At 55.8% G+C, this 21639-nt stretch carries 31 protein-coding genes and 1 tRNA gene; 26 read left to right on the forward strand and 6 right to left on the reverse strand.

The window, feature by feature from the left end; all coding sequences use genetic code 11:
• The first annotated feature begins 6 nt into the window (after window positions 1–6).
• The 21 genes from rpsC to rplQ all read left to right on the forward strand — a co-directional run bounded on the left by rpsC (window position 7) and on the right by rplQ (window position 10470).
• Window positions 7–711: a 30S ribosomal protein S3 gene (gene rpsC, locus N7220_RS14360; protein ID WP_283148207.1), complete on the forward strand. Its 705-nt coding sequence runs from the start codon at window positions 7–9 to the stop codon at window positions 709–711.
• Window positions 695–1111: a 50S ribosomal protein L16 gene (gene rplP, locus N7220_RS14365; RefSeq protein WP_184100438.1), complete on the forward strand. Its 417-nt coding sequence runs from the start codon at window positions 695–697 to the stop codon at window positions 1109–1111. Before rpsC ends, rplP begins: the two co-directional genes overlap by 17 nt.
• Window positions 1111–1299 carry a 50S ribosomal protein L29 gene (gene rpmC / locus N7220_RS14370; protein ID WP_283151449.1) on the forward strand — a complete coding sequence of 63 codons (189 nt, stop codon included), beginning with the start codon at window positions 1111–1113 and terminating at the stop codon, window positions 1297–1299. Before rplP ends, rpmC begins: the two co-directional genes overlap by 1 nt.
• A 1-nt stretch (window position 1300) precedes the next feature.
• Window positions 1301–1564 (forward strand): 30S ribosomal protein S17, encoded by a 264-nt coding sequence (gene rpsQ / locus N7220_RS14375; protein ID WP_283148208.1) that lies wholly within the window; start codon window positions 1301–1303, stop codon window positions 1562–1564.
• A 236-nt stretch (window positions 1565–1800) separates the two neighbouring features.
• Complete coding sequence (gene rplN, locus N7220_RS14380) at window positions 1801–2169, forward strand: 50S ribosomal protein L14 (RefSeq protein WP_283148209.1); 369 nt, start codon at window positions 1801–1803, stop codon at window positions 2167–2169.
• 11 nt (window positions 2170–2180) lie between these two features.
• Window positions 2181–2501 (forward strand): 50S ribosomal protein L24, encoded by a 321-nt coding sequence (gene rplX, locus N7220_RS14385; protein ID WP_283148210.1) that lies wholly within the window; start codon window positions 2181–2183, stop codon window positions 2499–2501.
• 11 nt (window positions 2502–2512) lie between these two features.
• Window positions 2513–3052 carry a 50S ribosomal protein L5 gene (gene rplE, locus N7220_RS14390; protein WP_283148211.1) on the forward strand — a complete coding sequence of 180 codons (540 nt, stop codon included), beginning with the start codon at window positions 2513–2515 and terminating at the stop codon, window positions 3050–3052.
• A gap of 10 nt (window positions 3053–3062) precedes the next feature.
• Window positions 3063–3368 (forward strand): 30S ribosomal protein S14, encoded by a 306-nt coding sequence (gene rpsN, locus N7220_RS14395; protein ID WP_283148212.1) that lies wholly within the window; start codon window positions 3063–3065, stop codon window positions 3366–3368.
• Between the two features lie 19 nt (window positions 3369–3387).
• Window positions 3388–3780 carry a 30S ribosomal protein S8 gene (gene rpsH / locus N7220_RS14400; protein WP_283148213.1) on the forward strand — a complete coding sequence of 131 codons (393 nt, stop codon included), beginning with the start codon at window positions 3388–3390 and terminating at the stop codon, window positions 3778–3780.
• Window positions 3781–3792: 12 nt separating this feature from the next.
• Window positions 3793–4326 (forward strand): 50S ribosomal protein L6, encoded by a 534-nt coding sequence (gene rplF / locus N7220_RS14405; RefSeq protein ID WP_283148214.1) that lies wholly within the window; start codon window positions 3793–3795, stop codon window positions 4324–4326.
• Between the two features lie 13 nt (window positions 4327–4339).
• Window positions 4340–4693 (forward strand): 50S ribosomal protein L18, encoded by a 354-nt coding sequence (gene rplR / locus N7220_RS14410; RefSeq protein ID WP_283148215.1) that lies wholly within the window; start codon window positions 4340–4342, stop codon window positions 4691–4693.
• Window positions 4694–4712: 19 nt separating this feature from the next.
• Entirely contained in the window at window positions 4713–5228 is a 516-nt protein-coding gene (gene rpsE / locus N7220_RS14415; protein ID WP_283148216.1) for a 30S ribosomal protein S5, read from the forward strand.
• Entirely contained in the window at window positions 5225–5410 is a 186-nt protein-coding gene (gene rpmD / locus N7220_RS14420) for a 50S ribosomal protein L30 (RefSeq protein ID WP_283148217.1), read from the forward strand. The genes rpsE and rpmD overlap by 4 nt, the downstream gene beginning before the upstream one ends.
• Complete coding sequence (gene rplO, locus N7220_RS14425) at window positions 5411–5845, forward strand: 50S ribosomal protein L15 (RefSeq protein ID WP_283148218.1); 435 nt, start codon at window positions 5411–5413, stop codon at window positions 5843–5845.
• An 18-nt stretch (window positions 5846–5863) separates the two neighbouring features.
• A complete protein-coding gene (secY, locus tag N7220_RS14430; protein WP_283148219.1) occupies window positions 5864–7174 on the forward strand; it encodes a preprotein translocase subunit SecY in 1311 nt (436 codons plus the stop codon).
• A gap of 269 nt (window positions 7175–7443) precedes the next feature.
• Window positions 7444–7557 (forward strand): 50S ribosomal protein L36, encoded by a 114-nt coding sequence (gene rpmJ, locus N7220_RS14435; protein WP_018748524.1) that lies wholly within the window; start codon window positions 7444–7446, stop codon window positions 7555–7557.
• 58 nt (window positions 7558–7615) lie between these two features.
• A complete protein-coding gene (rpsM, locus tag N7220_RS14440; protein WP_283148220.1) occupies window positions 7616–7978 on the forward strand; it encodes a 30S ribosomal protein S13 in 363 nt (120 codons plus the stop codon).
• Between the two features lie 29 nt (window positions 7979–8007).
• A complete protein-coding gene (gene rpsK, locus N7220_RS14445) occupies window positions 8008–8400 on the forward strand; it encodes a 30S ribosomal protein S11 (protein WP_053939957.1) in 393 nt (130 codons plus the stop codon).
• A 14-nt stretch (window positions 8401–8414) separates the two neighbouring features.
• Window positions 8415–9035, forward strand: a complete 621-nt coding sequence (gene rpsD / locus N7220_RS14450; protein ID WP_283148221.1) for a 30S ribosomal protein S4 — start codon at window positions 8415–8417, stop codon at window positions 9033–9035.
• A 36-nt stretch (window positions 9036–9071) separates the two neighbouring features.
• A complete protein-coding gene (locus N7220_RS14455) occupies window positions 9072–10055 on the forward strand; it encodes a DNA-directed RNA polymerase subunit alpha (protein WP_283148222.1) in 984 nt (327 codons plus the stop codon).
• A 25-nt stretch (window positions 10056–10080) separates the two neighbouring features.
• On the forward strand, window positions 10081–10470 hold the full coding sequence (gene rplQ, locus N7220_RS14460; protein WP_283148223.1) for a 50S ribosomal protein L17: 390 nt from the start codon (window positions 10081–10083) through the stop codon (window positions 10468–10470).
• 337 nt (window positions 10471–10807) lie between these two features.
• On the opposite strand, the gene N7220_RS14465 is transcribed toward rplQ, so the two are convergent.
• Window positions 10808–10883 (reverse strand) — tRNA-Asn (locus N7220_RS14465).
• A 95-nt stretch (window positions 10884–10978) separates the two neighbouring features.
• Here N7220_RS14465 and N7220_RS14470 point away from each other — a divergent pair.
• The 4 genes from N7220_RS14470 to N7220_RS14485 all read left to right on the forward strand — a co-directional run bounded on the left by N7220_RS14470 (window position 10979) and on the right by N7220_RS14485 (window position 15253).
• Window positions 10979–12262 carry an AsmA family protein gene (locus tag N7220_RS14470; protein ID WP_283148224.1) on the forward strand — a complete coding sequence of 428 codons (1284 nt, stop codon included), beginning with the start codon at window positions 10979–10981 and terminating at the stop codon, window positions 12260–12262.
• Between the two features lie 81 nt (window positions 12263–12343).
• Window positions 12344–13357 carry a CAF17-like 4Fe-4S cluster assembly/insertion protein YgfZ gene (gene ygfZ / locus N7220_RS14475; RefSeq protein WP_283148225.1) on the forward strand — a complete coding sequence of 338 codons (1014 nt, stop codon included), beginning with the start codon at window positions 12344–12346 and terminating at the stop codon, window positions 13355–13357.
• A 99-nt stretch (window positions 13358–13456) separates the two neighbouring features.
• Window positions 13457–14239 (forward strand): enoyl-ACP reductase FabI, encoded by a 783-nt coding sequence (fabI, locus tag N7220_RS14480; protein ID WP_283148226.1) that lies wholly within the window; start codon window positions 13457–13459, stop codon window positions 14237–14239.
• Window positions 14240–14452: 213 nt separating this feature from the next.
• On the forward strand, window positions 14453–15253 hold the full coding sequence (locus tag N7220_RS14485) for a class II glutamine amidotransferase (RefSeq protein ID WP_283148227.1): 801 nt from the start codon (window positions 14453–14455) through the stop codon (window positions 15251–15253).
• Between the two features lie 83 nt (window positions 15254–15336).
• On the opposite strand, the gene prmB is transcribed toward N7220_RS14485, so the two are convergent.
• On the reverse strand, window positions 15337–16245 hold the full coding sequence (gene prmB / locus N7220_RS14490; RefSeq protein ID WP_283148228.1) for a 50S ribosomal protein L3 N(5)-glutamine methyltransferase: 909 nt from the start codon (window positions 16243–16245) through the stop codon (window positions 15337–15339).
• A 153-nt stretch (window positions 16246–16398) separates the two neighbouring features.
• On the opposite strand from prmB, the gene N7220_RS14495 reads away from it, so the two are divergent.
• On the forward strand, window positions 16399–17181 hold the full coding sequence (locus N7220_RS14495) for an alpha/beta hydrolase (RefSeq protein ID WP_283148229.1): 783 nt from the start codon (window positions 16399–16401) through the stop codon (window positions 17179–17181).
• Between the two features lie 55 nt (window positions 17182–17236).
• Here the strand turns inward: N7220_RS14495 and N7220_RS14500 are convergent, their stop codons facing one another.
• The 4 genes from N7220_RS14500 to N7220_RS14515 form a co-directional block, all read right to left on the reverse strand.
• Window positions 17237–17974, reverse strand: coding sequence for a proteasome-type protease (locus N7220_RS14500; protein ID WP_283148230.1), 738 nt, complete (start codon window positions 17972–17974; stop codon window positions 17237–17239).
• A 130-nt stretch (window positions 17975–18104) separates the two neighbouring features.
• Window positions 18105–18905, reverse strand: a complete 801-nt coding sequence (locus N7220_RS14505; RefSeq protein ID WP_283148231.1) for a transglutaminase family protein — start codon at window positions 18903–18905, stop codon at window positions 18105–18107.
• A gap of 11 nt (window positions 18906–18916) precedes the next feature.
• Entirely contained in the window at window positions 18917–19846 is a 930-nt protein-coding gene (locus N7220_RS14510; protein WP_283148232.1) for an alpha-E domain-containing protein, read from the reverse strand.
• Between the two features lie 30 nt (window positions 19847–19876).
• Window positions 19877–21304, reverse strand: coding sequence for a circularly permuted type 2 ATP-grasp protein (locus N7220_RS14515; protein WP_283148233.1), 1428 nt, complete (start codon window positions 21302–21304; stop codon window positions 19877–19879).
• Window positions 21305–21639 lie beyond the last annotated feature (335 nt).

Genomic DNA, 21639 nt, shown 5'->3' on the forward strand with positions numbered 1-21639 from the left:
GCGATTATGGGTCAGAAAATTCATCCGACGGGTTTCCGTCTGGCTGTAACAAAAAACTGGGCTTCGCGCTGGTACGCAAACAGCAAAAACTTCAGCAAGATGCTGACGGAAGATGTTGAAGTCCGCGCATTCCTGAAGAAGAAGCTGGCAAATGCTTCGGTTAGCCGCGTGGTTATCGAGCGTCCGGCCAAGAATGCCAAGATCACTATCCACACTGCACGTCCGGGTGTTGTGATCGGCAAGAAGGGCGAAGACATCGAAGTCCTGAAGGGTCAGCTGCAAGGCATCCTGAAGGTGCCGGTCCATGTGAACATCGAAGAAGTTCGCAAGCCGGAAATCGACGCGCAAATCATCGCTGACAGCATCGCTTCGCAACTTGAAAAGCGTGTGATGTTCCGTCGTGCCATGAAGCGTGCGATGCAGAACGCCATGCGTCTGGGTGCCCAAGGCATCAAGATCATGTCGTCCGGTCGTCTGAATGGTATCGAAATTGCGCGTACCGAATGGTATCGCGAAGGCCGCGTGCCTTTGCATACCCTGCGTGCCGACATTGACTACGCGACTTCGGAAGCGCAGACCACTTACGGCATCATCGGTATCAAAGTTTGGGTCTACAAAGGCGAAGTGAAGCCAGGCGAAAAGGCTGCACAAGAACCGGTAGAAACACGCAAGCGTGAACGTAAGGGGCCTCGCAATGCTGCAGCCAACTAGACTTAAATACCGTAAGGTTCAAAAGGGCCGTAACACTGGTATCGCTACTCGCGGTAACAGCGTTGCGTTCGGCACCTTCGGCCTGAAGGCAATGGGTCGTGGCCGTCTGACCGCGCGTCAGATCGAGTCTGCCCGTCGTGCTATTACCCGTTACATCAAGCGTGGCGGTCGTGTGTGGATCCGTGTATTCCCGGACAAACCAATCTCGACCAAGCCTGCCGAAGTGCGGATGGGTAACGGTAAGGGTAGCCCGGAATACTGGGTTGCTGAAATTCAACCAGGCAAAGTGCTCTACGAACTGGATGGTGTGGCAGAAGAAATCGCTCGCGAAGCCTTCCGTCTGGCCTCGGCCAAGCTGCCGTTCGCAGTGTCCTTCGTCTCTCGTCAAGTGGGGCAATGATGAAAGCTGCTGAACTTCGTCAAAAATCCGAAGGCGAGCTGAAGAGCGAACTGACTGCGTTGCTGAAAGCGCAGTTCAGTCTGCGTATGCAGCACGCCACCGGCCAGCTGGCAAAAAACACCGAAATCAACCGGGTGCGCAAGGATATTGCGCGCGTTCGTACCATCCTGGCGCAAAAGGCGGCTTAATATGTCTGAAGCTAAACTGAAGCGTACGCTGACTGGCCGTGTAGTCAGCGACAAGATGGACAAGACCGTGACCGTGCTGGTTGAGCATCTGGTGAAACACCCGCTCTATGGCAAGGTTGTGCGTCGGTCCAAGAAATACCACGCGCATGACGAAACCAATCAGTACCACGAAGGCGATCTGGTCACTATCGTTGAGGGCCGTCCCCTCTCGAAGACCAAGGCTTGGGTGGTGACTGAGGTTCTCGAAAAAGCACGTATCGTCTAATGCATGGGGTTCTGGCTTCGCCAGAACTCTAATTTGCATCAGATGGTTGCACGGGCATTGTACTTCGCGTACAATGCCCGTTTTCTCATGTTGTAATGGGTTTGGTGTTTCACCTGATTCGTTGCATCGTTTTCCCCTTACGGGGTCCAAAACTGGCCGCGATTTGCTCGGCTTCGGTCGAGCGCAGTGCTTCGACTTGTCGAGGTTTCGCGGGTTAAGTTGGAGGTTTTTTTCCAATGATTCAAATGCAATCCATGCTGGAGGTTGCAGACAACACTGGTGCGCGCTCGGTTATGTGCATCAAGGTGTTGGGCGGCTCCAAGCGTCGTTACGCGTCTGTTGGCGATATCATCAAGGTCACCATCAAAGATGCGGCCCCGCGTGGTCGTGTCAAGAAGGGTGATGTGTACAACGCCGTGGTAGTTCGTACTGCCAAGGGTGTTCGTCGCGCTGATGGTTCCCTCATCAAGTTTGATGGCAATGCTGCTGTCCTTTTGAACGGCAAGCTTGAGCCGATCGGTACCCGCATCTTCGGGCCAGTTACGCGTGAATTGCGTACTGAGCGCTTCATGAAGATCGTGTCGCTCGCGCCCGAAGTGCTGTAAGGAGAAGCCGCATGAACAAGATTCGCAAGGGTGACGAAGTCATCGTCATCACAGGTAAAGACAAGGGCAAGCGCGGTACCGTGCTGCGCGTGATTCCGGACGAAGATCGTGTTGTCGTTGAAGGCGTGAACGTGGTGAAAAAACACCAAAAGCCTAATCCGATGCGTGGTCAGCAGGGCGGGATTGTCGAAAAGACCATGTCGATTCACGTTTCCAACATCGCTATTTTCAATGCGACGACCGGCAAGGCTGATCGCGTTGGCTTCAAGGCACTCGAAGACGGCAAGAAAGTCCGCTTCTTCAAGTCCAATGGCGAAGTTGTTGGCGCTTAAGGAGAGACACAATGGTCCGTCTGCAAGAGTTTTATAAAGAAACAGTTGTGCCGCAACTGGTAGAACAGTTCGGTTACAAGTCGGTCATGGAAGTGCCGCGCATCGAAAAAATCACCGTGAACATGGGTGTGGGTGAGGCGGTTGCTGACAAGAAAGTGATGGAACACGCCGTAGGCGACATGCAAGCGATCACCGGCCAAAAAGCCGTTGTGACCAAAGCAAAGAAATCCATCGCTGGCTTCAAGATCCGTGACGGCTATCCGGTCGGCTGCAAGGTAACCCTGCGCCGCGAACGTATGTACGAATTCCTGGATCGTCTGGTGTCGGTTGCGCTTCCGCGTGTACGTGACTTCCGTGGCGTGAATGGCAAGTCCTTTGATGGCCGTGGTAACTACAACATGGGCGTTAAAGAGCAGATCATTTTCCCGGAAATCGAGTACGACAAGATCGACGCGTTGCGTGGTATGAACATTACCATCACGACAACCGCGAAGACTGACGATGAAGCGCGCGCGCTGCTGGCCGCCTTCAAGTTCCCGTTCAAGAATTGAGGCGAACAACATGGCAAAACTCTCATTGATTAATCGTGAGGAAAAGCGCCGCGCTACCGTCGAGAAGTTCGCAGCCAAGCGTGCTCAGCTGCTGTCGATCATCAACGACCAAAACGCGACCGAAGAAGACCGCTTTGCAGCGCGTCTGAAGTTCCAGCAACTGCCCCGCAACGCCAGCCCTGCTCGCGTTCGCAATCGTTGCTCCTTGACCGGTCGTCCGCGCGGTACTTTCCGCAAGTTCGGTCTGGCTCGTAACAAACTGCGTGAATTGGCCATGAAGGGTGAAATCCCCGGCATGACCAAGGCAAGCTGGTAATCGGGACAGGAGAAGAAATATGGCAATGCATGATCCTATCGCCGATATGCTGACCCGCATCCGTAACGCTCAGCGTGCGGCCAAGGTTTCGGTAACAATGCCGTCTTCCAAGTTGAAGGCTGCAATCGCTCAAGTGCTGAAAGACGAAGGCTATGTCGAGTCTTTCGCAGTTGCTGGCGATATCAAGCGTGAACTGACTATCGAACTCAAGTACTACGCCGGTCGTCCGGTTATCGAGCGCATCGAACGCGTCTCGAAGCCAGGCCTGCGTGTGTACAAGGGCTCGGATAACATTCCGCAAGTAATGAATGGTCTTGGCGTGGCGATTGTTTCCACGTCCAAGGGTGTGATGACCGATCGCAAAGCGCGTGCCAACGGTGTTGGTGGCGAGCTTCTGTGCTTCGTTGCTTAATGAGGTGATGCAATGTCTCGTGTAGCAAAAAATCCGGTCGCTATCCCGTCGGGCGTTGAAGTCAAACTCAGTGCCTCCGAGATCGTGGTCAAGGGTCCGAATGGTTCCCTGGTTCAGGCTTTGACTGGCGACGTCAGTGTAAAGATTGAAGACAATGCAGTCGTGTTTGCCGCGCAAGGCGATGGCAAGAATGCACGTGCAATGTCCGGTACCGTCCGTGCACTGGTGAACAACATGGTGACCGGCGTTTCCAAGGGTTTCGAGCGCAAGCTGAACCTGGTGGGCGTTGGTTATCGTGCTCAGGCTCAAGGCGATTTGCTGAACCTGACTCTGGGTTTCTCTCACCCTGTCGCGCACAAGATGCCGGCTGGTGTGAAGGTGGAAACCCCGACTCAGACCGAAATCGTCCTCAAGGGCGCCGACAAGCAAGTTCTTGGTCAGGTTGCTGCTGAAATCCGCGCTTACCGCGCTCCGGAACCCTATAAGGGCAAGGGCGTGCGTTACTCGGATGAAGTGGTAACGCTTAAAGAAACCAAGAAGAAGTAATCGAGGCTGAATCATGGACAAGAAAGAAACTCGAGTTCGCCGCGCACGTAAAACCCGTGCAAAGATTGCGGAGCTCAAGGTCGTGCGCCTGTCGGTGCATCGCACCAATAGCCACATTTACGCCCAGATCATTGATGAAACGGGCAGCAAAGTGCTTGTTTCTGCGTCTTCTTTGGAAAAAGATGCGCGCGGTGAAATCAAGAACGGCGCCAGCGTTGACGCTGCCGTCGCGATTGGCAAGCGTATTGCAGAAAAGGCCAAGGCTGTCGGTATCCTTAACGTGGCATTTGACCGTTCCGGTTTCAAATACCACGGCCGCGTGAAAGCGCTGGCGGATGCGGCACGCGAAGGCGGTCTGGTCTTCTAATTGAGTTTGGAGTTATCAAATGGCTAGAAACGAATCAGAAGATCGCTCGGACGGCCTTCGTGAAAAGATGGTTGCGGTTAATCGCGTAACCAAGGTCGTGAAGGGTGGTCGTATTCTGGGTTTCGCAGCACTGACAGTAGTCGGTGATGGCGATGGTGGCGTCGGCATGGGCAAGGGTAAGTCCAAAGAAGTGCCGGTCGCTGTACAAAAGGGTCTGGACGAAGCACGTCGCAAGATGTTCAAGGCGCCGCTGAAGAACGGTACCGTACCGCATGCCGTTATCGGCAAGCACGGTGCAACTACCGTCTTCATGCAACCGGCTCGTGAAGGTACCGGCATTATCGCTGGTGGCCCAATGCGCGCTGTGTTCGAAGTAATGGGCGTTCACAACATTACTGCCAAGTGTCATGGTTCCACGAATCCGTACAACCTGGTTCGCGCAACGCTGGACGGTTTGTCCAAGCTGCACACCGCTTCGGATATCGCTGCCAAGCGCGGCCTGTCCGTAGAAGAAATTCTTGGGGTGGCGGAATGACTGACGGCAAGAAAGTAAAAGTAACGCTGGTCAAGAGCTTGATCGGTCGCCTGGAAAGCCACAAGGCATGCGCCCGTGGTCTGGGTCTGCGCAAGCTCAACAGCAGCTCCGAAGTGATTGATACGCCGGAAAATCGCGGCATGATCAACAAGATCAGCTATCTGCTGAAAGTGGAGGGTTAAATGGAACTGAATAACCTGAAACCCGCAGCTGGCGCGAAACACGCCAAGCGTCGCGTTGGTCGCGGTATTGGCTCCGGTCTGGGTAAAACTGCTGGTCGCGGTCACAAGGGTCAAAAGTCCCGAGCTGGCGGCTTCCACAAGGTGGGTTTTGAAGGCGGTCAAATGCCTTTGCAACGTCGCCTGCCCAAGCGTGGCTTCGTATCGTTGTCCCGCGGTCGCACTGGCGAAGTAAACCTGTCCGCGCTGCAAGCGCTGCCGGTTGCTGAAGTCGATCTGTTGGTTCTCAAGCAAGCTGGTCTGGTTTCTCAGCTTTGCCTGGGTGCCAAGGTCGTGCTGTCGGGCAAGATCGAAAAAGCAGTGACGCTGAAAGGTATCGCTGCAACCAAGGGTGCCCGTGCTGCGATTGAAGCAGCTGGTGGCAGCATCGCTGAGTAATTGCTGAGAGGCTAAAACGTGGCGAATCCCGCTCTGGCTGGTTCTGCAAACAAGTTTGCAGATCTGAAGAAACGGATCTGGTTCATGTTGGGCGCGTTGATTGTGTACCGTATCGGTGCGCATATTCCCGTCCCAGGGATCAATCCGGTCGAGCTGGCTCGGTTGTTCGAGTCCTCGCAAACGGGCCTGTTGAACATGTTTAACATGTTCTCGGGTGGCGCTTTGTCGCGCTTCACCGTGTTTGCCATCGGGATCATGCCTTACATTTCCGCGTCCATCATTTTGCAGTTGGCCGCGGAAGTGTTGCCCCAGTTGAAGCAGCTGAAGAAAGAAGGTGAGGCAGGTCGTCGCAAGATTACGCAGTACACGCGTTATGCGACGGTTCTGCTGGCTACCTTCCAAAGCTTCGGTATTGCTTCTTTGCTGTTGAAGCAACCGAATCTGGTTGTTCTGCCTTATGTGCAATTTGTGCCGTTGACCATCATTACGCTGGTGACCGGTACGATGTTCCTCATGTGGCTGGGCGAGCAGATTACGGAACGGGGTATAGGCAACGGTATTTCGATTTTGATCTGTGCGGGCATTGCTTCTGGCGTGCCAGCTGCGATCGGTAAGACGCTGACCTTGGCTAACCAGGGTTCGTTGCCGATTTTTCTGGTGCTCGGTTTGTTTGTTGGTGTTGTGTTGTTGACGGCAGCAGTGGTTTTTGTAGAGCGCGGGCAACGTAAAGTGCCGGTGAACTACGCCAAGCGCCAGGTCGGCAACCGCATCATGCAAGCGCAAAGCACGCATTTGCCGCTCAAGATCAATATGGCTGGCGTCATCCCGCCGATTTTTGCTTCGTCGATCATTCTGTTTCCAGCCACTGTATTGTCGTGGAGTGGTAACAGTGACCGGTTCTCGTGGCTCAAATCGATTGGTGACATGCTCCATCCGGGGCAACCGCTGTATGTGATTCTGTATGCTGCAGCTATCATTTTCTTCTGCTACTTCTACACGGCGCTGGTTTTCAATCCAAAGGAAACCGCGGATAACCTGAAGAAGAGTGGGGCTATGATTCCGGGTTACCGTCCGGGCGAGCATACTGCGCGGTACATCGAAAAACTGATTTTGAAATTGACGTTGATTGGTGCGCTTTACATCACCGTGATCTGTCTGATTCCGGAGTTCCTTATTCTGAAGTGGAACGTACCGTTCTACTTTGGTGGTACTTCGCTGCTGATTCTGGTTGTGGTGACAATGGATTTCATGGCTCAAATGCAGTCCTACGTCATGTCGCATCAATATGAAAGCTTGCTCAAGAAGGCTAACTTCAAGGGCGGCGCGTAACTGAAGACCGGGATCGGGGTGGTGTGAATAGCATCATCCCGGCCTTGGACGAGATGCCAGACACGACCGCTTGCCGGTTTTGAAAAGCAAACTCGAAAGGACATGCAGGGTTGGATTGATGTCCTTGGTGTCGGTTGGCTGTATTTACGGTCGGTTTTTCACCAAAAGGGCAGAACGGTAGCTATAATGCCGTTCGCTTTGATTAAGGCCTGCATCGTATTCCGGATCAAACAAGGTCCGGAATTTCATTTTGAAGAAAAGGACAGACCATGAGAGTTCAAGCATCGGTCAAGAAAATTTGCCGCAATTGCAAAATCATCCGTCGCAACCGTGTTGTGCGCGTGATTTGCACCGACCCGCGGCATAAGCAACGCCAAGGCTGATTGAGGCAATCGGCTTTTCGCGTTATAATCGAAAACTTTTTAACCTGGGGTAAGAAGTATGGCCCGTATTGCTGGGGTTAACGTACCCAATCATCAGCATACTGTGATCGGCCTTCAAGCTATCTACGGCATCGGCCGCACCCGCGCATACTTGTTGTGCACGGCTGCCGCGATCGAGCCGACGAAGAAGGTCAAGGATCTCAGCGATGCTGAACTTGATAAACTGCGCGACGAAGTTGGTAAGTACACCGTCGAAGGCGATTTGCGCCGTGAAGTAACGATGAGCATCAAGCGTCTTATGGACCTTGGTTGCTATCGTGGTTTCCGTCACCGCAAAGGTCTGCCGACTCGTGGCCAACGCACGCGTACTAATGCTCGTACTCGCAAGGGTCCGCGCAAAGCTATTGCCGGTAAGAAATAAGGCAGGCTTGGTAACTAAAGGATTTTGTAATGGCTAAAGCAAACACAGTGCGTGTACGGAAGAAAGTCAAAAAGAGCGTGTCTGAAGGCATTGCGCATGTACATGCGTCCTTCAATAACACGATCGTGACCATCACTGATCGCCAAGGGAATGCTCTGTCCTGGGCTACCTCGGGCGGTGCTGGTTTCAAGGGCTCTCGGAAAAGTACACCCTTTGCGGCACAGGTTGCTGCGGAGCACGCTGGTAAAGTTGCCCAGGAATATGGTGTAAAGAACCTTGAAGTTCGTATCAAGGGTCCGGGTCCGGGTCGTGAGTCCGCTGTTCGCGCGCTTAACGCTCTCGGTTTCAAGATAACCAGCATCTCGGATGTGACTCCAGTGCCGCACAACGGCTGCCGTCCACCCAAGAAGCGTCGTATCTAATCCCGGAGTAAGTCATGGCTCGTTATATTGGACCCAAGTGCAAACTTGCACGCCGTGAAGGTACGGATCTTTTCCTGAAGAGCGCTCGCCGCTCTCTCGACAGCAAGTGCAAGCTGGAACAAGCCCCAGGCCAGCACGGCGCTAAGACACCTCGTCTGTCGGACTACGGTGTTCACCTGCGTGAAAAGCAAAAGATCCGTCGTATCTACGGCGTTCTGGAACGTCAGTTCCGTCGTTATTTTGAACAAGCCAGCCGTCGCAAGGGCTCGACAGGTGAAAACCTGCTGCAGATCCTTGAAACGCGTCTGGACAACGTGGTTTACCGCATGGGTTATGCCTCGACTCGTGCAGAAGCCCGTCAGTTGGTTTCCCACAAGGCGATTGTGGTAAACGGTGGCGTAGTCAATATCCCGTCTTACCAGGTGAAAGCCGGCGACGCTGTTAGCGTTCGCGAAAAAGCCAAGAAGCAAGCGCGTGTGCAAGAAGCACTGTCGCTGGCCGAAGGCATCGGTTTCCCGGGTTGGGTGCAGGTTGACTCGAAGAAGATGGAAGGTGTCTTCAAGAGTGCACCGGAGCGTTCCGATCTGTCCAGCGATCTTAACGAATCGTTGGTCGTGGAATTCTACTCCAAGTGATAACCAGCACCGGAAAAGGCTAAGGGATACTGATATATGCAAAACCTCGCTAATGAGTTGCTCAAGCCGCGCATCATCGACGTGCAGGCCCAATCCAGCGCGCAAGCGCGCGTGGTCATGGAGCCGTTCGAGCGCGGTTATGGCCATACGCTCGGTAACGCCCTGCGCCGCATCCTGCTGTCTTCGATGCCGGGTTACGCCCCGACCGAAGTCAAGATCGAAGGTGTTGTTCACGAATACTCCGCGCTCGATGGCGTGCAGGAAGACGTGGTCGACATCCTTCTTAATCTGAAGGGCGTGGTGTTGAAGCTGCACGGTCGTGAGGCCGTGACGCTGACGCTGTCCAAAGACGGCGAAGGTCTGGTTACTGCTGCCGATATCCAGGTGCCGCATGACGTGGAAGTGGTTAATCCCGGTCACGTGATTGCGCATCTCTCGGCTGGTGGCAAGCTGAACATGGAAATCAAGGTTGAAAAGGGTCGTGGCTATCAGCCGGCTCCAGCTCGTCTGGGTCGCGATGATAACCGTACTATCGGCACTATCCAGCTTGATGCCTCGTTCAGTCCGATTCGTCGGGTGAGTTACGCGGTCGAGAGTGCTCGTGTAGAGCAGCGTACCGACCTTGATCGTCTGATTCTCGATATCGAGACCAATGGCGTGTTGACGCCAGAAGATGCTGTCCGCCAAGCGGCGCGTATTCTGGTTGACCAGTTGTCCGTATTTGCGGATCTGGAAGGCACTCCGGTTGAAGAAGAGAAGCCAGCGGCACCGCAGATCGATCCGATCCTGCTGCGCCCTGTGGATGATCTGGAACTCACCGTGCGTTCGGCTAACTGCCTGAAGGCTGAGAATATTTATTACATCGGGGACCTGATCCAGCGCACTGAGACAGAATTGTTGAAGGCGCCGAATCTTGGTCGCAAGTCCTTGAATGAAATCAAGGAAGTGCTGGCGTCCAAGGGCTTGAGCCTGGGCATGCGCCTCGAAAACTGGCCGCCAGTTGGCTTGGAAAAGCCCTGAGCGGTCAACGGAAAGGAATTGACAAATGCGTCACCGTCTTGCCAATCGCAAATTGAATCGTACGTCCAGTCACCGTCAGGCGCTTCTGCGTAACCTGGCGAATGCGCTGCTGCGTCACGAAGTTATCAAGACCACCCTGCCTAAGGCTAAAGAGCTGCGCCGTGTTGCGGAGCCGCTGATTACCTTGGGTAAGGCTCCGAGCCTGGCTAATCGCCGTCTGGCTTTCAACCGTACTCGCGACCGCGATATCGTTGTAAAGCTGTTCGACGTGCTGGGCCCACGCTATTCCGCCCGCAACGGCGGTTACCTGCGTATTCTGAAGTGCGGTTTCCGTCTGGGCGACAACGCTCCGATGGCACTGGTTGAACTGGTGGATCGTCCGGAAGATGCGGAAGTGGTTGAAGCTGGCGAGTAATACTGTTACTTCGCTATGAAAAAGGCTGGCATTCGTGCCAGCCTTTTCTTTTGCCTGTCGTTTGCGTGTGATTGCGCCCGCAATGGTGGTGGCCCTTGGGTTTGCTGCGTTTGCGATGAGGTAGGGTGCCAGTTGGCGGGGCGCTCGGGCCGCCTGGCCTTGCCGGCTCTGTAATGATCTATCGTGAGCGGGGCCGCTGAGGTATGCTGCGCGCATTCACTGGAACCGGCAGCAAGGAAAGGTAAGGATGTGCGAAATAACAGGCTGTAGCGATATGGATTTTGCATCCATAACGAAAAACGCCATGACTCTTTGCAAAGTCATGGCGTTCGATTCTTGGCTCCTCGACCTGGGCTCGAACCAGGGACACACGGATTAACAGTCCGTTGCTCTACCAACTGAGCTATCGAGGAATCGGTGAGGTGCGTATATTAGTATCTGGACTTTAGGCTGTCAACAGCTATATGAATAAAAATGTGAGGAACGCATGCATAAAATAAGAATATTATTGATTTCATTGGTTATTTTTATTGGGGTGATCGCCGCTTTGCCTGTTCTGGTGCCCCTGAATCTATTTCTTTCCGACACCGCATTGAAGCTGCAACAGGTTCTGCATGGTCCGGTGCAGCTGCGATTGCTGCGATTTGAGTACTCACCACGGCCCGCACTGGTATTGCAGGATGTCACGCTAGAGGGCGATCCCAATGTCGGGCATATCGAATTTATCCGGATTCCGCTTTCCTTTTACAACCTGACGCATTGGGGAAGTGCCTTGCGGGAAGTAACCGTTGAGGGCGCCAAGTTTAGCCCGGCGTTTGCGACCCAGTTGCCGCAACGGCTGCGTCCTCGTAGCGGCGACAAGCCGATGCACATCGACGATCTGCAGCTCAAGCGCGCCAGCATCGTGCTGGATGCCAGCGAACTCGGTCCGGTGGATGGCGTACTGCGTTTTGATAGCGGCGGCAACCTGGCTGGCTTGACCGTGGCGGATGCAGGCGGGCAGGCCACCCTGGAAATTCAGCCGCAAGGGCAGAAAGACTTTGCTGCGACCTTTGTCGCCAGCCACTGGACTGTGCCGATGGGCTATCCGGTGCAGTTTGACGGGCTGCAATTGAAAGGCTTGATCAGCGATACCGGTATTCAGGTCAGCGAGATTCGCGGGGAGCTGTATAGCGGGGTGGTGACCGGTACTGCCCAGATTGATTGGGTGGGGGGCTGGAAGCTCGCAGGATCCCTGCACGGCAGCAGTCTGCAGGCAGAGCCCCTGTCCATCGTCTTCAGTCCAGTGACGCACGTTGCAGGGCGACTGGAGGGGGACGTGACATTTGGCTACCAGGCGGATAGCTGGACCCATTTGTTCGACAAGCCTGAGGTCACCGCAGATTTGCACCTGCGAGACGGCTATCTGCATAACTTTGATCTGGTCGCGCCGCTCAAGTCCAGCGCGCCGGTGGTCTATGCCCGCGGTGGCCGCACTGCTTTTGACAATCTCACTGCCAAGGTTGCGGTTCATCCAGCACAAGTCGATATCACCGATGTCAAACTCGATAGCGGCAAGTTCTCGGCAACCGGTCAGCTGCACGTGCTTCAGGGTGGTAAGTTGCAGGGTGAAGCAGCTTCACGCCTGGCCAGTGGCGGCATTTTGGCCAGCAGTGTGATCCGCGTCGGTGGTAACCTGGATGCACCGGTATTCAGTTCCGCTGGTGCCCATCGTCCAGGACGTGAAGATCCGCTGGAGTCGGCAGCACAGGTCCAGCAAAGCGATCAGAAGGCCGCCTCAGCGGCCCAATAAGCCAAGATGCGGGTGCGCGGATTGTTTTTCGTCGGCGCGCCCCCATCTGCAGCTTCTGGATGACACACGAGAATCAAGAACATGAGCTGGATTGATACCCTGCCGCATGCCACGGTCGCAGATGGCATTGTTCAATACTTTGCACCCGTTGCCGATGAGCTTGCCGCTCTGGAACAGGATGGCGTGGTTTCGCCGTTGACGCAGTTTGGTCTGATCCGGTTTCGCGGCGAAGAAACTGCGACGTTTCTGCAAGGGCAGCTTTCCAGCGATATCCGTCAGCTTGACACCGGCGTGGCACAGTACTCCAGCTACTCCACGCCCAAGGGCCGCATGTTGGCCAGCTTTCTGATTTACAAGCTAGGCGACGACTACTTGCTGCAGTTGCCGGTGGAGTTGCAGGCCAGCATTCAGAAGCGGCTGTCCATGTACGTGATGCGCAGTAAAACCAAGGCCGATGATGCGACGCTAGATGTCGCCTTGATCGGTGTGGCGGGCCCGAAGGCGGCGACGCTGGTGCAGGCGGTAACCGGCGCGTTGCCGGTTGGCGACTTCTCCGTGCAAAACTGGGAGGGCGGGGCAACCGTAGCGTTGTCGGGTGGACGTTACCAGGTCGTTGTGCCGGCGGATCAGGCCGCGCAGATTTGGCAGCAATTGTTGCAAGCGGGTGCCAAGCCGGTAGGTGAGCCCGTGTGGCGTCTCACCGAGGTTCGCTCGGGTACGCCATGGGTTACCGCCGCAACGCAGGAAGAATTTGTCGCGCAAATGGCCAATATGGAATTGATTGGCGCGGTGAGCTTCAGCAAAGGTTGTTACCCTGGCCAGGAAATTGTGGCGCGTACCCAGTATCTGGGGAAACTCAAGCGCCGCATGTATCGGGTTCGGGTAGACGGCGCGGCGCAGGCAGGGCAGGACGTGTTCAGCCCGGAGATGAATGGTCAGGCATCAGGCAAAGTGATGCTGGCAGCGCCAGCGGCGCAAGGCGCGTCCGAAGCCTTGGTGGTAGTGCAGATGAGCTCGCTGGAACACGGTTTGCACCTGGGTGATTTGAACGGCCCCGCTGTGGAAGTGCTGGATTTACCCTACGTTGTGGCCTGATTGCGACCGCTTGACCAGTTGTCATGGCGATCTGGAAAGCACCTGATGGGCAGTTTCCTCTATAATCGCGCGACTGAATGAAAAGACAAGGGTAGATGAATGGGCTTTCTGGCCGGCAAAAAAATTCTGATCAGCGGGCTGCTGTCTGATCGTTCGATTGCTTATGGCATCGCGCAGGCGGCGAAGCGTGAAGGTGCGGAACTGGCGTTCACTTACGTCAGCGAAGATCTGAAACAACGCGTGGTTGGCCTGGCTGCTGACTTTGGTACTGATCTCGTTCTGCCCTGTGATGTGGCGAGCGACGAGCAGATTGAAGCGCTGTTTGTTGAATTGGGCAAACACTGGGACAAGCTTGATGGCTTGGTGCATTCGATTGGTTTTGCCCCGCGCGAAGCGCTCAAAGGCAATTACCTGGATGCGGTGACTCGCGAGAACTTCAGAATCGCGCACGACATCAGTTCGTACAGCTTTGCCGCAATGGCCAAAGCGGCCCGTCCGCTGTTGTCTGACAACGCCGCGTTGATCACCTTGAGCTACCTCGGTGCCGAGCGTGCCATCCCCAATTACAACGTAATGGGTTTGGCCAAAGCCTCGCTGGAAGCCAATGTGCGTTATCTGGCGGCAGCATTGGGTGAGCGTGGTATCCGTGTAAACGGTATCTCTGCAGGTCCGATCAAGACCTTGGCGGCATCGGGTATCAAGGATTTCGGCACGCTGCTCAAGCGCGCTGCTGATGCCACACCACTCAAGCGCAACGTTACGCCGCTGGAAGTCGGCAACGTGGCGGCATTCCTGCTGTCTGATCTGTCGTCCGGTGTGACTGGCGAGATCACCTACGTGGATGCAGGCTTCAGCATTGGGGCAGGCGCACTGGGCGAATAATTCGCACAGTTCGCAGTCCCAGAAAAGCCCGGCTTTCAACCGGGCTTTTTCATTTTGTGCGCGGGCGAACTGCAAGGATCCGGTCCACATTAGCCACGGCATATAGTGATTATGTTCGGGCCAATTACATTCCGACACCGTTAAGGGTTCCCCTGTGCCCTTACCGAACGCATAATGGAACCTTGAGTATTCGTTGTTCAGAGAAGTGATGCCATGTGCCAGTTACTGGGCATGAACTGCAATGTGCCGACCGATATCGTTTTTTCCTTCGAAGGCTTTCGCCAGCGCGGGGGTCTGACGGACCATCATTCTGATGGTTGGGGGATCGCGTTTTTCGAAGACGACGGTTGCCGGATGTTTCTGGATCACCAACCGTCCGCACTTTCGCCGCTGGCCGAACTGGTGCACCGTTATCCAATCAAGAGCACCAACGTCGTTGCGCACATCCGCAAAGCCACGCAGGGTGTGGTGTCGCTGGCGAACACCCATCCGTTCAAGCGAGAGCTGTGGGGGCGTTACTGGCTGTTTGCCCATAACGGCAACCTGGCCGACCTGCCACCGCTGGGGAGTTCACGTTTCCGGCCTGTGGGCACCACGGACAGCGAATATGCGTTCTGCTGGATCATGAACGAGTTGGCGCTGCGCTTTGTCGACAAACCGGCGTTGCCCGACTTGCATGAAGCGCTGGCCGGATTGGCGGATCGACTGGCAAGCCACGGTACGTTTAATTTCTTGCTGTCGGATGGCACGGCGTTGTTTGCCCGTTGCGCAACCGACCTTCACTACATCGCACGGCGCGCGCCGTTTGCCATGGCTCATCTTGCCGATACCGATGTCTCTGTGGATTTCGCTCGTTATACCGCACCGGAAGACTTGGTGACGGTAGTGGCGACCCAGCCGCTGACCGATAATGAGAACTGGATTCGCATGGAAAAAGACCAGTTGTTGATGTTTATCGATGGACAGCCACATGCGCTGCAGGGCGAGCCAAAGTCGGAGACAATGGAGTTTTAACAGCTGCTGGTGAAGGGGTATGCCAACAAAAAAGCGACTGATAGACAGTCGCTTTTTTGTTTCAGGAAGTTTCGTCGCCGGAATCAGAGGCCTGCTTCAACCAGCATTTCCTTGGTCAACAAGAACACAAAGCCGTCGCCACTGCTGGTTTCCATCCATACAAACGGCAGGTTCGGATAAGCCGCTTCCAGCACCTCGCGGTTATGGCCGATCTCGACAACCAGCACGCCCAGATCATTGAGGAAGGTGGTGGCCGAGCCAATGATGCGGCGGGTGATATCCAGACCGTCCTCGCCGCTGCCCAGCGCCATTTGCGGCTCGTGCCGGTATTCGTCAGGCAGCTCATCCATGGACGGCGCATCCACATATGGCGGGTTGGAGACGATCAGATCATAAGTTTCGCCTTCCACCTCCGCGAACAGATCCGAATCGATCAGGTGAATGCGCTCGCCCATGTTGTAATCGACCACATTCAGTTCGGCGACATCCAGCGCATCGGCTGACAAGTCGATGGCGTCGACTTCGGCATCGGGGAAAGCATCGGCCAGCAAGATCGCCAGGCAGCCCGAACCGGTACACAAATCCAGCGCGCGGTGGACCAGTTCCGGGTGTTCAATCCACGGCTCCAGCGCTTCATCACGCAGCAATTCGGCAATGAACGAGCGCGGCACAATCACGCGTTCATCCACATAGAACTTGTATTCGCCCAAGTACGCTTCTTTGGTCAGATAAGCTGCTGGCACGTGTTCTTCGGCGCGACGGCGGATCACGTCCACGACTTTGTCCAGTTCTTGCGGCAACAACTTTGCGTCCAGGAACGGTTCCAGCCGGTCAACCGGCAAACCGAGCGATGCCAGAATCAGCCAGGCCGCTTCGTCGTATGCATTATCAGTGCCATGACCATAAAACAGGTTGGCATCTTTGAAGCGGGACACCGCAAAACGCAGGCAGTCGCGCACGGTAGAAAACTGGGAGCGGGCGAGATCGTACATGGGGGAACCTTGGGCACAGAATTCCTCTAGTGTAGCAGGCCCGTCAAGCCCGGCGATTGCACAACCATGGCAAACCCGAAATAGCAGGCGATGGGTTATGTTGAGTCTGAGCCAGACAGGCTATCGGTCAGGCACTTCAGCGGAGTGAACAGAGTGGCAGAAATCAGTCTGACGGTGGATTACCAAGGTATCAAACTCGCAGGATCAGGTCATTTGCCGGAAACCACACCTGCACGTGACGCAGTGTTATTGCTGCATGGTTTTACCGGGTCACGGATCGAATTTGCCTATTTGTTTGTAGATATCGCCCGGCGCTTGGCTGCACGCGGGATCACGGTGTTCCGGTTCGACTTTGCCGGTTGCGGTGAGAGTGAAGGGCGGTTTGTTGATTTGTCGATTGCAGACCAAGCCAGTCAGACTGGCGTGTTGCTGGATGAACTGGCGGCGCGGTATCCCGGTCTGCGCTGGCACGTGGTTGGCTATAGCATGGGCGCTCTGGCCGCGGCGGCTACGGGTGTGAATCGTCCGGATTTGGCCAGCGTAATCCTCGTGGCACCGGCAGGTAATCTGGACGAGATCGTTAGTCGTAGCCTTGAGCAGGGCACTGCGCTGGCTAACGGGAACATTGATTTTATTGGGCTTGAGCTCAACCCGCAGTTGCAAGTTGAAGCCAGCGCCTTTGATCTGGACGCGTATATGGAACTGCTGGAAGCACCCACGCTGATATTGCATGGCGGACGGGATGTGGTGGTGCCCGCAGCCATTGGGGAGCGTGCGGCGGCATTGGCGCAGCGAGGGACGTTTATTGCACTGGCCGAGGCGGATCACGGGTTCTGGCTGGGTGCGCATCGGCAGCAGCTGGCGGAGCTTGTTGGGGAGTGGGTTGAGTGCGGCGGTCGTTTATCCGATGCTGCAGTATTTGCAGGTCGGGAATGACGAATCAAGGGTTGCACTGGAATCAGGCGTACCTACGATCCGCATCCCGCGCCCCTCACAACTGATCAAACCAGTCCGCTTCCGGGATTTGCCCGAATACTTTACGCAAACCGGTACTCCACGCTTTGCGGGTGCGGTTGAACCAGGCGTTGTTTTCTTCCACGCGATAGGGGCGGACTTTACTGAAGGTGTTGTTGCGGTAACGCAGTACGTCGATAGGCAGACCAACGGACAGATTGCTGCGGATGGTCGAGTCAAACGAGATCAGCATGCATTTGAGCGCGTGCTCCAGCGTGGTATCAAACTGGATAACGCGGTCCAGAATCGGCTTGCCGTATTTGGATTCGCCAATCTGGAAGTACGGCGTGTCTTCTGAGGCCTCGATGAAATTGGCTTGCGGGTAAACGTTGAACAGTCGCGGTGCTTCGCCGCGAATCTGCCCGCCGACAATGAATGAGCCGCCAAAATCCACGCCTTGGGTCATGACGCCTTCATGGCTGTCGCGGGCGACGACTTCGCGCAGGGTTTCGCCGACCAGCAAGGCGGCGTCATACATCGACGGCACATTCAGCAGGTTGTGCAACTCTTGCTGCGTGCGCGCCTGCAGCAGGCTCACCACGCTTTGCGTGGTAGCCAGATTGCCCGCAGTCAGGATCACGATCAAACGCTCACCTGGCACTTCAAAGATGTGCATTTTGCGAAAGGTGGCAATGTGATCCACCCCGGCATTGGTGCGAGAGTCAGAGGCGAAGATCAGCCCGTCTTTCAGGCGCATGGCGACGCAGTAAGTCATGTGCCAACTCGTAGGTCTGGATGTAATTGTTTATTGTAATGCCGGAGCGGGGCATTTTTGCGCCCAGCCAGCGTGACGCAGGCGGCCATGTTGCGCCTGGGTCACGCCGTGCTGCGAAACTGGCCGCCCGTTATTGCTGCTCATGCGCTGTAGAACGGCGTACCCGCGCGCGGCTGACCATGGTTTCCATGCCGCCACCCCGGCGCAATCCGCGCACCGGGCAGGCGTCCAGGTAATCCAGCCCGATCGCCAGGCGCACGTAACGCTCGTCCGGCTTGCAGGCATTGCTCACGTCAAACCCGTACCAGAGTTCATCGCACAAAGCTTCGACCCAGGCATGACTGGCCACGTGATGATCATTCTCGGTGTAGAGATAGCCGCTCACATAACGGGCCGGAATGCCCAGATAACGACAAATGGCGATGAACACGTGGGCATGATCCTGGCAGACGCCCAAGCCTTGGGCGAAAGCCTGCTGCGCCGAAGTGCCCGCATCGGTTTGCCCTGGCGTGTAGGGCATGTGATCAAGCAGATCGGCCATCAAGTCCATCAGACCCTGGCGGCCGTGTTTTTCAATCAACCGCCGGTATTTCTCGGCAAAATTCTTGATGGTGTCATCCGCCGTAGTCAGCGCGGTTTGCTGGCGAAATACCAGCGGCGGCACGGTGTCACGAGCCGGTGCGCTATTGCGGGTCTCCACCACGCCTTGCGCCACGATGCGGATTTCGCTGACCGGTTGGTCCAGCGTCAGTACGTGTTGCTCGTTGCCAAAGGCGTCCACGGCCAGATCGGTGGGGCCGGGGATATCCAGGTGCCAGTACAAGGTGTTCTGACTGGCGTCCCGACGCGGCGTCAAACGGAGCAATTGCACGCTGTGTTTGAGCGGCACGTCGTAGCAGTAAACGGTTTCGTGATGAATTTCGAGGTGCATGCCGGTTCCGTTCAGGCGACGCGCAAATAGGCTTCGTCGATGGTGTTGCCCAGCGCGTTGATTTCCGCCAGACATTGGCTCAGATAATCGTGCAATCCGTGCTCGAGAATTTCGTCGACCTGTGTAAAACGCAGATCATTCAGCAACAAGTGAGCCTCGCGCTGGGCCAGTCGGCCATTGTCTCCTTCGATTTGCGACAGAATCTTGCAGATGGCATCCACGCACGCGCAGAGCGAGCGTGGCAGCCGTGGTGACAGCACCAGCAGTTCGGTAACCGAGCGCATTTGCACGCCTTCGCGGTACATCTCCACATAGGCTTCATACGCCGACAGCGCGCGCAGAAGTGAACTCCAGGCGTAGTAATCCTGAGCGTTTTCCTCGGCGCCTTCAGCGATCAGGCTGGCTTTTACGTCGAGCAACCGCGCGGTGTTGTCGGCGCGTTCAATGAAGGTGCCAAGACGGATAAAGCTATAGGCATCGCCGCGCAAAATGGTGCCGTAGGCAATGCCGCGAAACACGTGCGAACGGGCCTTCACCCAGTCAAAAAAGTCACCGACATTGGCGATGCCGTTGGCCTCAAACTCTTTGACCTCCAGCCAGGTGGCGTTGATGTTCTCCCACATTTCCACGGTGATCTTGCCGCGCACGGCGTGGGCGTTTTCCCGGGCGTGGCGAATGCAGCTCAAGATGCTGGCGGGGTTTTCCCGATCCAGCGCCATAAACTGCAGCAAGGCTTCGGCGGTGAGTTTTGGGTAACGCGCGGAGAAGCGATCCAGTTGTTCAGTAATCACCAGCGGCGCGCGCATTTCGGCGCGGGCGCCTTGCGATTGCGGCAATAGCGACAAACTGAAGCTCACATCCAGCAGCCGCGCCAGGTTTTCCGCCCGTTCCAGATAACGGGACATCCAGTACAGATGATCAGCAGTGCGGCTTAACATCATGGTCGGGTTTTCCTTGTTTTCATCAGGCGCTCAGGCCTCCAGAATCCAGGCATCTTTAGTGCCGCCGCCTTGCGACGAATTCACCACCAGCGAGCCCTTTTGCAGCGCAACTCGCGCCAGGCCGCCCGGCACAATGCGCACGGTATTGCCGGACAACACAAACGGACGCAGATCGATATGACGCGGCGCGATGCCTTCTTCGACAAAGGTAGGGCAGGTGGAGAGCGACAACGTGGGTTGAGCGATGTAATTGGCCGGGTTGGCCTTGAGCAAGCCACGGAAGTGTTCGATCTCCGCTTTAGTCGCCTTGGGGCCAATCAACATGCCGTAACCACCCGCACCATGAACCTCTTTGACTACCAGTTCTTCCAGGTTGGTCAGCACGTGGCTCAGCTCTGAAGGATTGCGGCACTGCCAGGTAGGTACGTTCAGCAGCAGCGGTTCTTCATCCAGATAGAACCGAATCATGTCCGGAACATAGGGGTAGATTGATTTGTCGTCCGCTACACCGGTGCCGATGGCGTTGGACAACACCACATTGCCGGCCCGATAAGCCGCGATCAGTCCCGGTACGCCAAGGCTTGAATCGGCGCGGAACACCAGTGGGTCGAGGAATACATCGTCCAGTCGGCGGTAGATCACATCCACCTGTTTGGGACCGGCGGTGGTGCGCATATACACATGCAGGTCTTTCACAAACAGATCGCGCCCTTCGACCAGTTCCACGCCCATTTGCTGCGCGAGGAAGGCATGTTCGAAATACGCGCTGTTGTAGTGGCCCGGAGTCATCACTACCACGGTCGGGTTATCTACCAGGCAAGACTGGCGCAGCGTGGATAACAACAACGACGGGTAATGCTCGACCGGCGCGATGGCGTGTTTCTCGAATAACTCCGGGAACAGCCGCATCATCATCTTGCGGTTTTCCAGCATGTACGACACGCCAGACGGCACGCGCAAGTTGTCTTCCAGCACGTAATACTGGCCGTCGCCATGGCGGATCACGTCGATCCCGGCGATATGCGCGTACAAGTTGTGCGGCAAATCCAGCCCGCACATCGCCGCCTGATACTGGCTGTTCACCAGCACTTGTTCGGCGGGGACTTTGCCCGCTTTGAGAATGTGCTGACTGTGATAGATATCGTGCAAAAAGGCATTCAGCGCGGCGGCGCGCTGCTTGAGGCCTGCCTCCAGGTGAGTCCATTCGTGGGCGGGAATGATGCGGGGAATGGTATCGAACGGAATCAGCCGCTCATTGCCGCTTTCATCGCCGTGGACCGAAAAAGTGATCCCCACGCGATGAAACAGCAGTTCGGCTTCTTTGCGGCGCTGGGCCAGGGTGGCGGGAGTCTGGACGTTCAACCAGTCAAAAAATGCGTTGTAGTGGGGCCGGATCGAGCGATCACGATCCAGCATCTCGTCATAACCGGTTTCGGCTGGCAAATCGATCTGGTGCATGGCGCGCACTTCCCTGGTGGGTATTGCAACCGACACGATGCGCGGCAACCGGGCCGCGCCTGGTTCAGGACAGGTCTATCCGTAGCTTATCTCCTGCAATCCCTGTGCCAGCTTGAAATGGCGTATTTACTGGGGTTTGCTTATAGCTCGGGTGTGTTTGTGCACCACATTGGGGCTGGCGTTCCCGGCCCGCACTGCTATGGGCGAGGCCACGTAATCTGGCCGCGCTTATGTACGGTGCCTGTTCAATAGTAGGTCAGGCACGGCACTCGTTCCGGAAAACAGTTGTATCAGGGTTGTCCCTTGTGGCGGAAAGTCCCGATGCTTTTGATGGT

The sequence above is a fragment of the Silvimonas soli genome (genome assembly GCF_030035605.1).
GTDB classification, from domain to species: domain Bacteria; phylum Pseudomonadota; class Gammaproteobacteria; order Burkholderiales; family Chitinibacteraceae; genus Silvimonas; species Silvimonas soli.

Excerpts from the sequence above, each read along its gene's own strand:
- rpmD (WP_283148217.1), top strand. The coding sequence starts at position 5,225 with ATGACTGACGGCAAGAAAGTAAAAGTAACGCTGGTCAAGAGCTTGATC.
- N7220_RS14455 (WP_283148222.1), top strand. The coding sequence starts at position 9,072 with ATGCAAAACCTCGCTAATGAGTTGCTCAAGCCGCGCATCATCGACGTG.
- rpsK (WP_053939957.1), top strand. The coding sequence starts at position 8,008 with ATGGCTAAAGCAAACACAGTGCGTGTACGGAAGAAAGTCAAAAAGAGC.
- rplF (WP_283148214.1), top strand. The coding sequence starts at position 3,793 with ATGTCTCGTGTAGCAAAAAATCCGGTCGCTATCCCGTCGGGCGTTGAA.
- N7220_RS14485 (WP_283148227.1), top strand. The coding sequence starts at position 14,453 with ATGTGCCAGTTACTGGGCATGAACTGCAATGTGCCGACCGATATCGTT.
- rpsC (WP_283148207.1), top strand. The coding sequence starts at position 7 with ATGGGTCAGAAAATTCATCCGACGGGTTTCCGTCTGGCTGTAACAAAA.
- N7220_RS14515 (WP_283148233.1), bottom strand. The coding sequence starts at position 21,304 with ATGCACCAGATCGATTTGCCAGCCGAAACCGGTTATGACGAGATGCTG.
- N7220_RS14510 (WP_283148232.1), bottom strand. The coding sequence starts at position 19,846 with ATGATGTTAAGCCGCACTGCTGATCATCTGTACTGGATGTCCCGTTAT.
- N7220_RS14500 (WP_283148230.1), bottom strand. The coding sequence starts at position 17,974 with ATGACTTACTGCGTCGCCATGCGCCTGAAAGACGGGCTGATCTTCGCC.
- prmB (WP_283148228.1), bottom strand. The coding sequence starts at position 16,245 with ATGTACGATCTCGCCCGCTCCCAGTTTTCTACCGTGCGCGACTGCCTG.
- rplQ (WP_283148223.1), top strand. The coding sequence starts at position 10,081 with ATGCGTCACCGTCTTGCCAATCGCAAATTGAATCGTACGTCCAGTCAC.
- rpsN (WP_283148212.1), top strand. The coding sequence starts at position 3,063 with ATGGCAAAACTCTCATTGATTAATCGTGAGGAAAAGCGCCGCGCTACC.
- rplN (WP_283148209.1), top strand. The coding sequence starts at position 1,801 with ATGATTCAAATGCAATCCATGCTGGAGGTTGCAGACAACACTGGTGCG.
- rplX (WP_283148210.1), top strand. The coding sequence starts at position 2,181 with ATGAACAAGATTCGCAAGGGTGACGAAGTCATCGTCATCACAGGTAAA.
- rpmJ (WP_018748524.1), top strand. The coding sequence starts at position 7,444 with ATGAGAGTTCAAGCATCGGTCAAGAAAATTTGCCGCAATTGCAAAATC.
- rpsQ (WP_283148208.1), top strand. The coding sequence starts at position 1,301 with ATGTCTGAAGCTAAACTGAAGCGTACGCTGACTGGCCGTGTAGTCAGC.
- rpmC (WP_283151449.1), top strand. The coding sequence starts at position 1,111 with ATGAAAGCTGCTGAACTTCGTCAAAAATCCGAAGGCGAGCTGAAGAGC.
- fabI (WP_283148226.1), top strand. The coding sequence starts at position 13,457 with ATGGGCTTTCTGGCCGGCAAAAAAATTCTGATCAGCGGGCTGCTGTCT.
- rpsD (WP_283148221.1), top strand. The coding sequence starts at position 8,415 with ATGGCTCGTTATATTGGACCCAAGTGCAAACTTGCACGCCGTGAAGGT.
- N7220_RS14505 (WP_283148231.1), bottom strand. The coding sequence starts at position 18,905 with ATGCACCTCGAAATTCATCACGAAACCGTTTACTGCTACGACGTGCCG.
- rplR (WP_283148215.1), top strand. The coding sequence starts at position 4,340 with ATGGACAAGAAAGAAACTCGAGTTCGCCGCGCACGTAAAACCCGTGCA.
- rpsM (WP_283148220.1), top strand. The coding sequence starts at position 7,616 with ATGGCCCGTATTGCTGGGGTTAACGTACCCAATCATCAGCATACTGTG.
- rplP (WP_184100438.1), top strand. The coding sequence starts at position 695 with ATGCTGCAGCCAACTAGACTTAAATACCGTAAGGTTCAAAAGGGCCGT.
- rplE (WP_283148211.1), top strand. The coding sequence starts at position 2,513 with ATGGTCCGTCTGCAAGAGTTTTATAAAGAAACAGTTGTGCCGCAACTG.
- rpsE (WP_283148216.1), top strand. The coding sequence starts at position 4,713 with ATGGCTAGAAACGAATCAGAAGATCGCTCGGACGGCCTTCGTGAAAAG.
- ygfZ (WP_283148225.1), top strand. The coding sequence starts at position 12,344 with ATGAGCTGGATTGATACCCTGCCGCATGCCACGGTCGCAGATGGCATT.
- rpsH (WP_283148213.1), top strand. The coding sequence starts at position 3,388 with ATGGCAATGCATGATCCTATCGCCGATATGCTGACCCGCATCCGTAAC.
- rplO (WP_283148218.1), top strand. The coding sequence starts at position 5,411 with ATGGAACTGAATAACCTGAAACCCGCAGCTGGCGCGAAACACGCCAAG.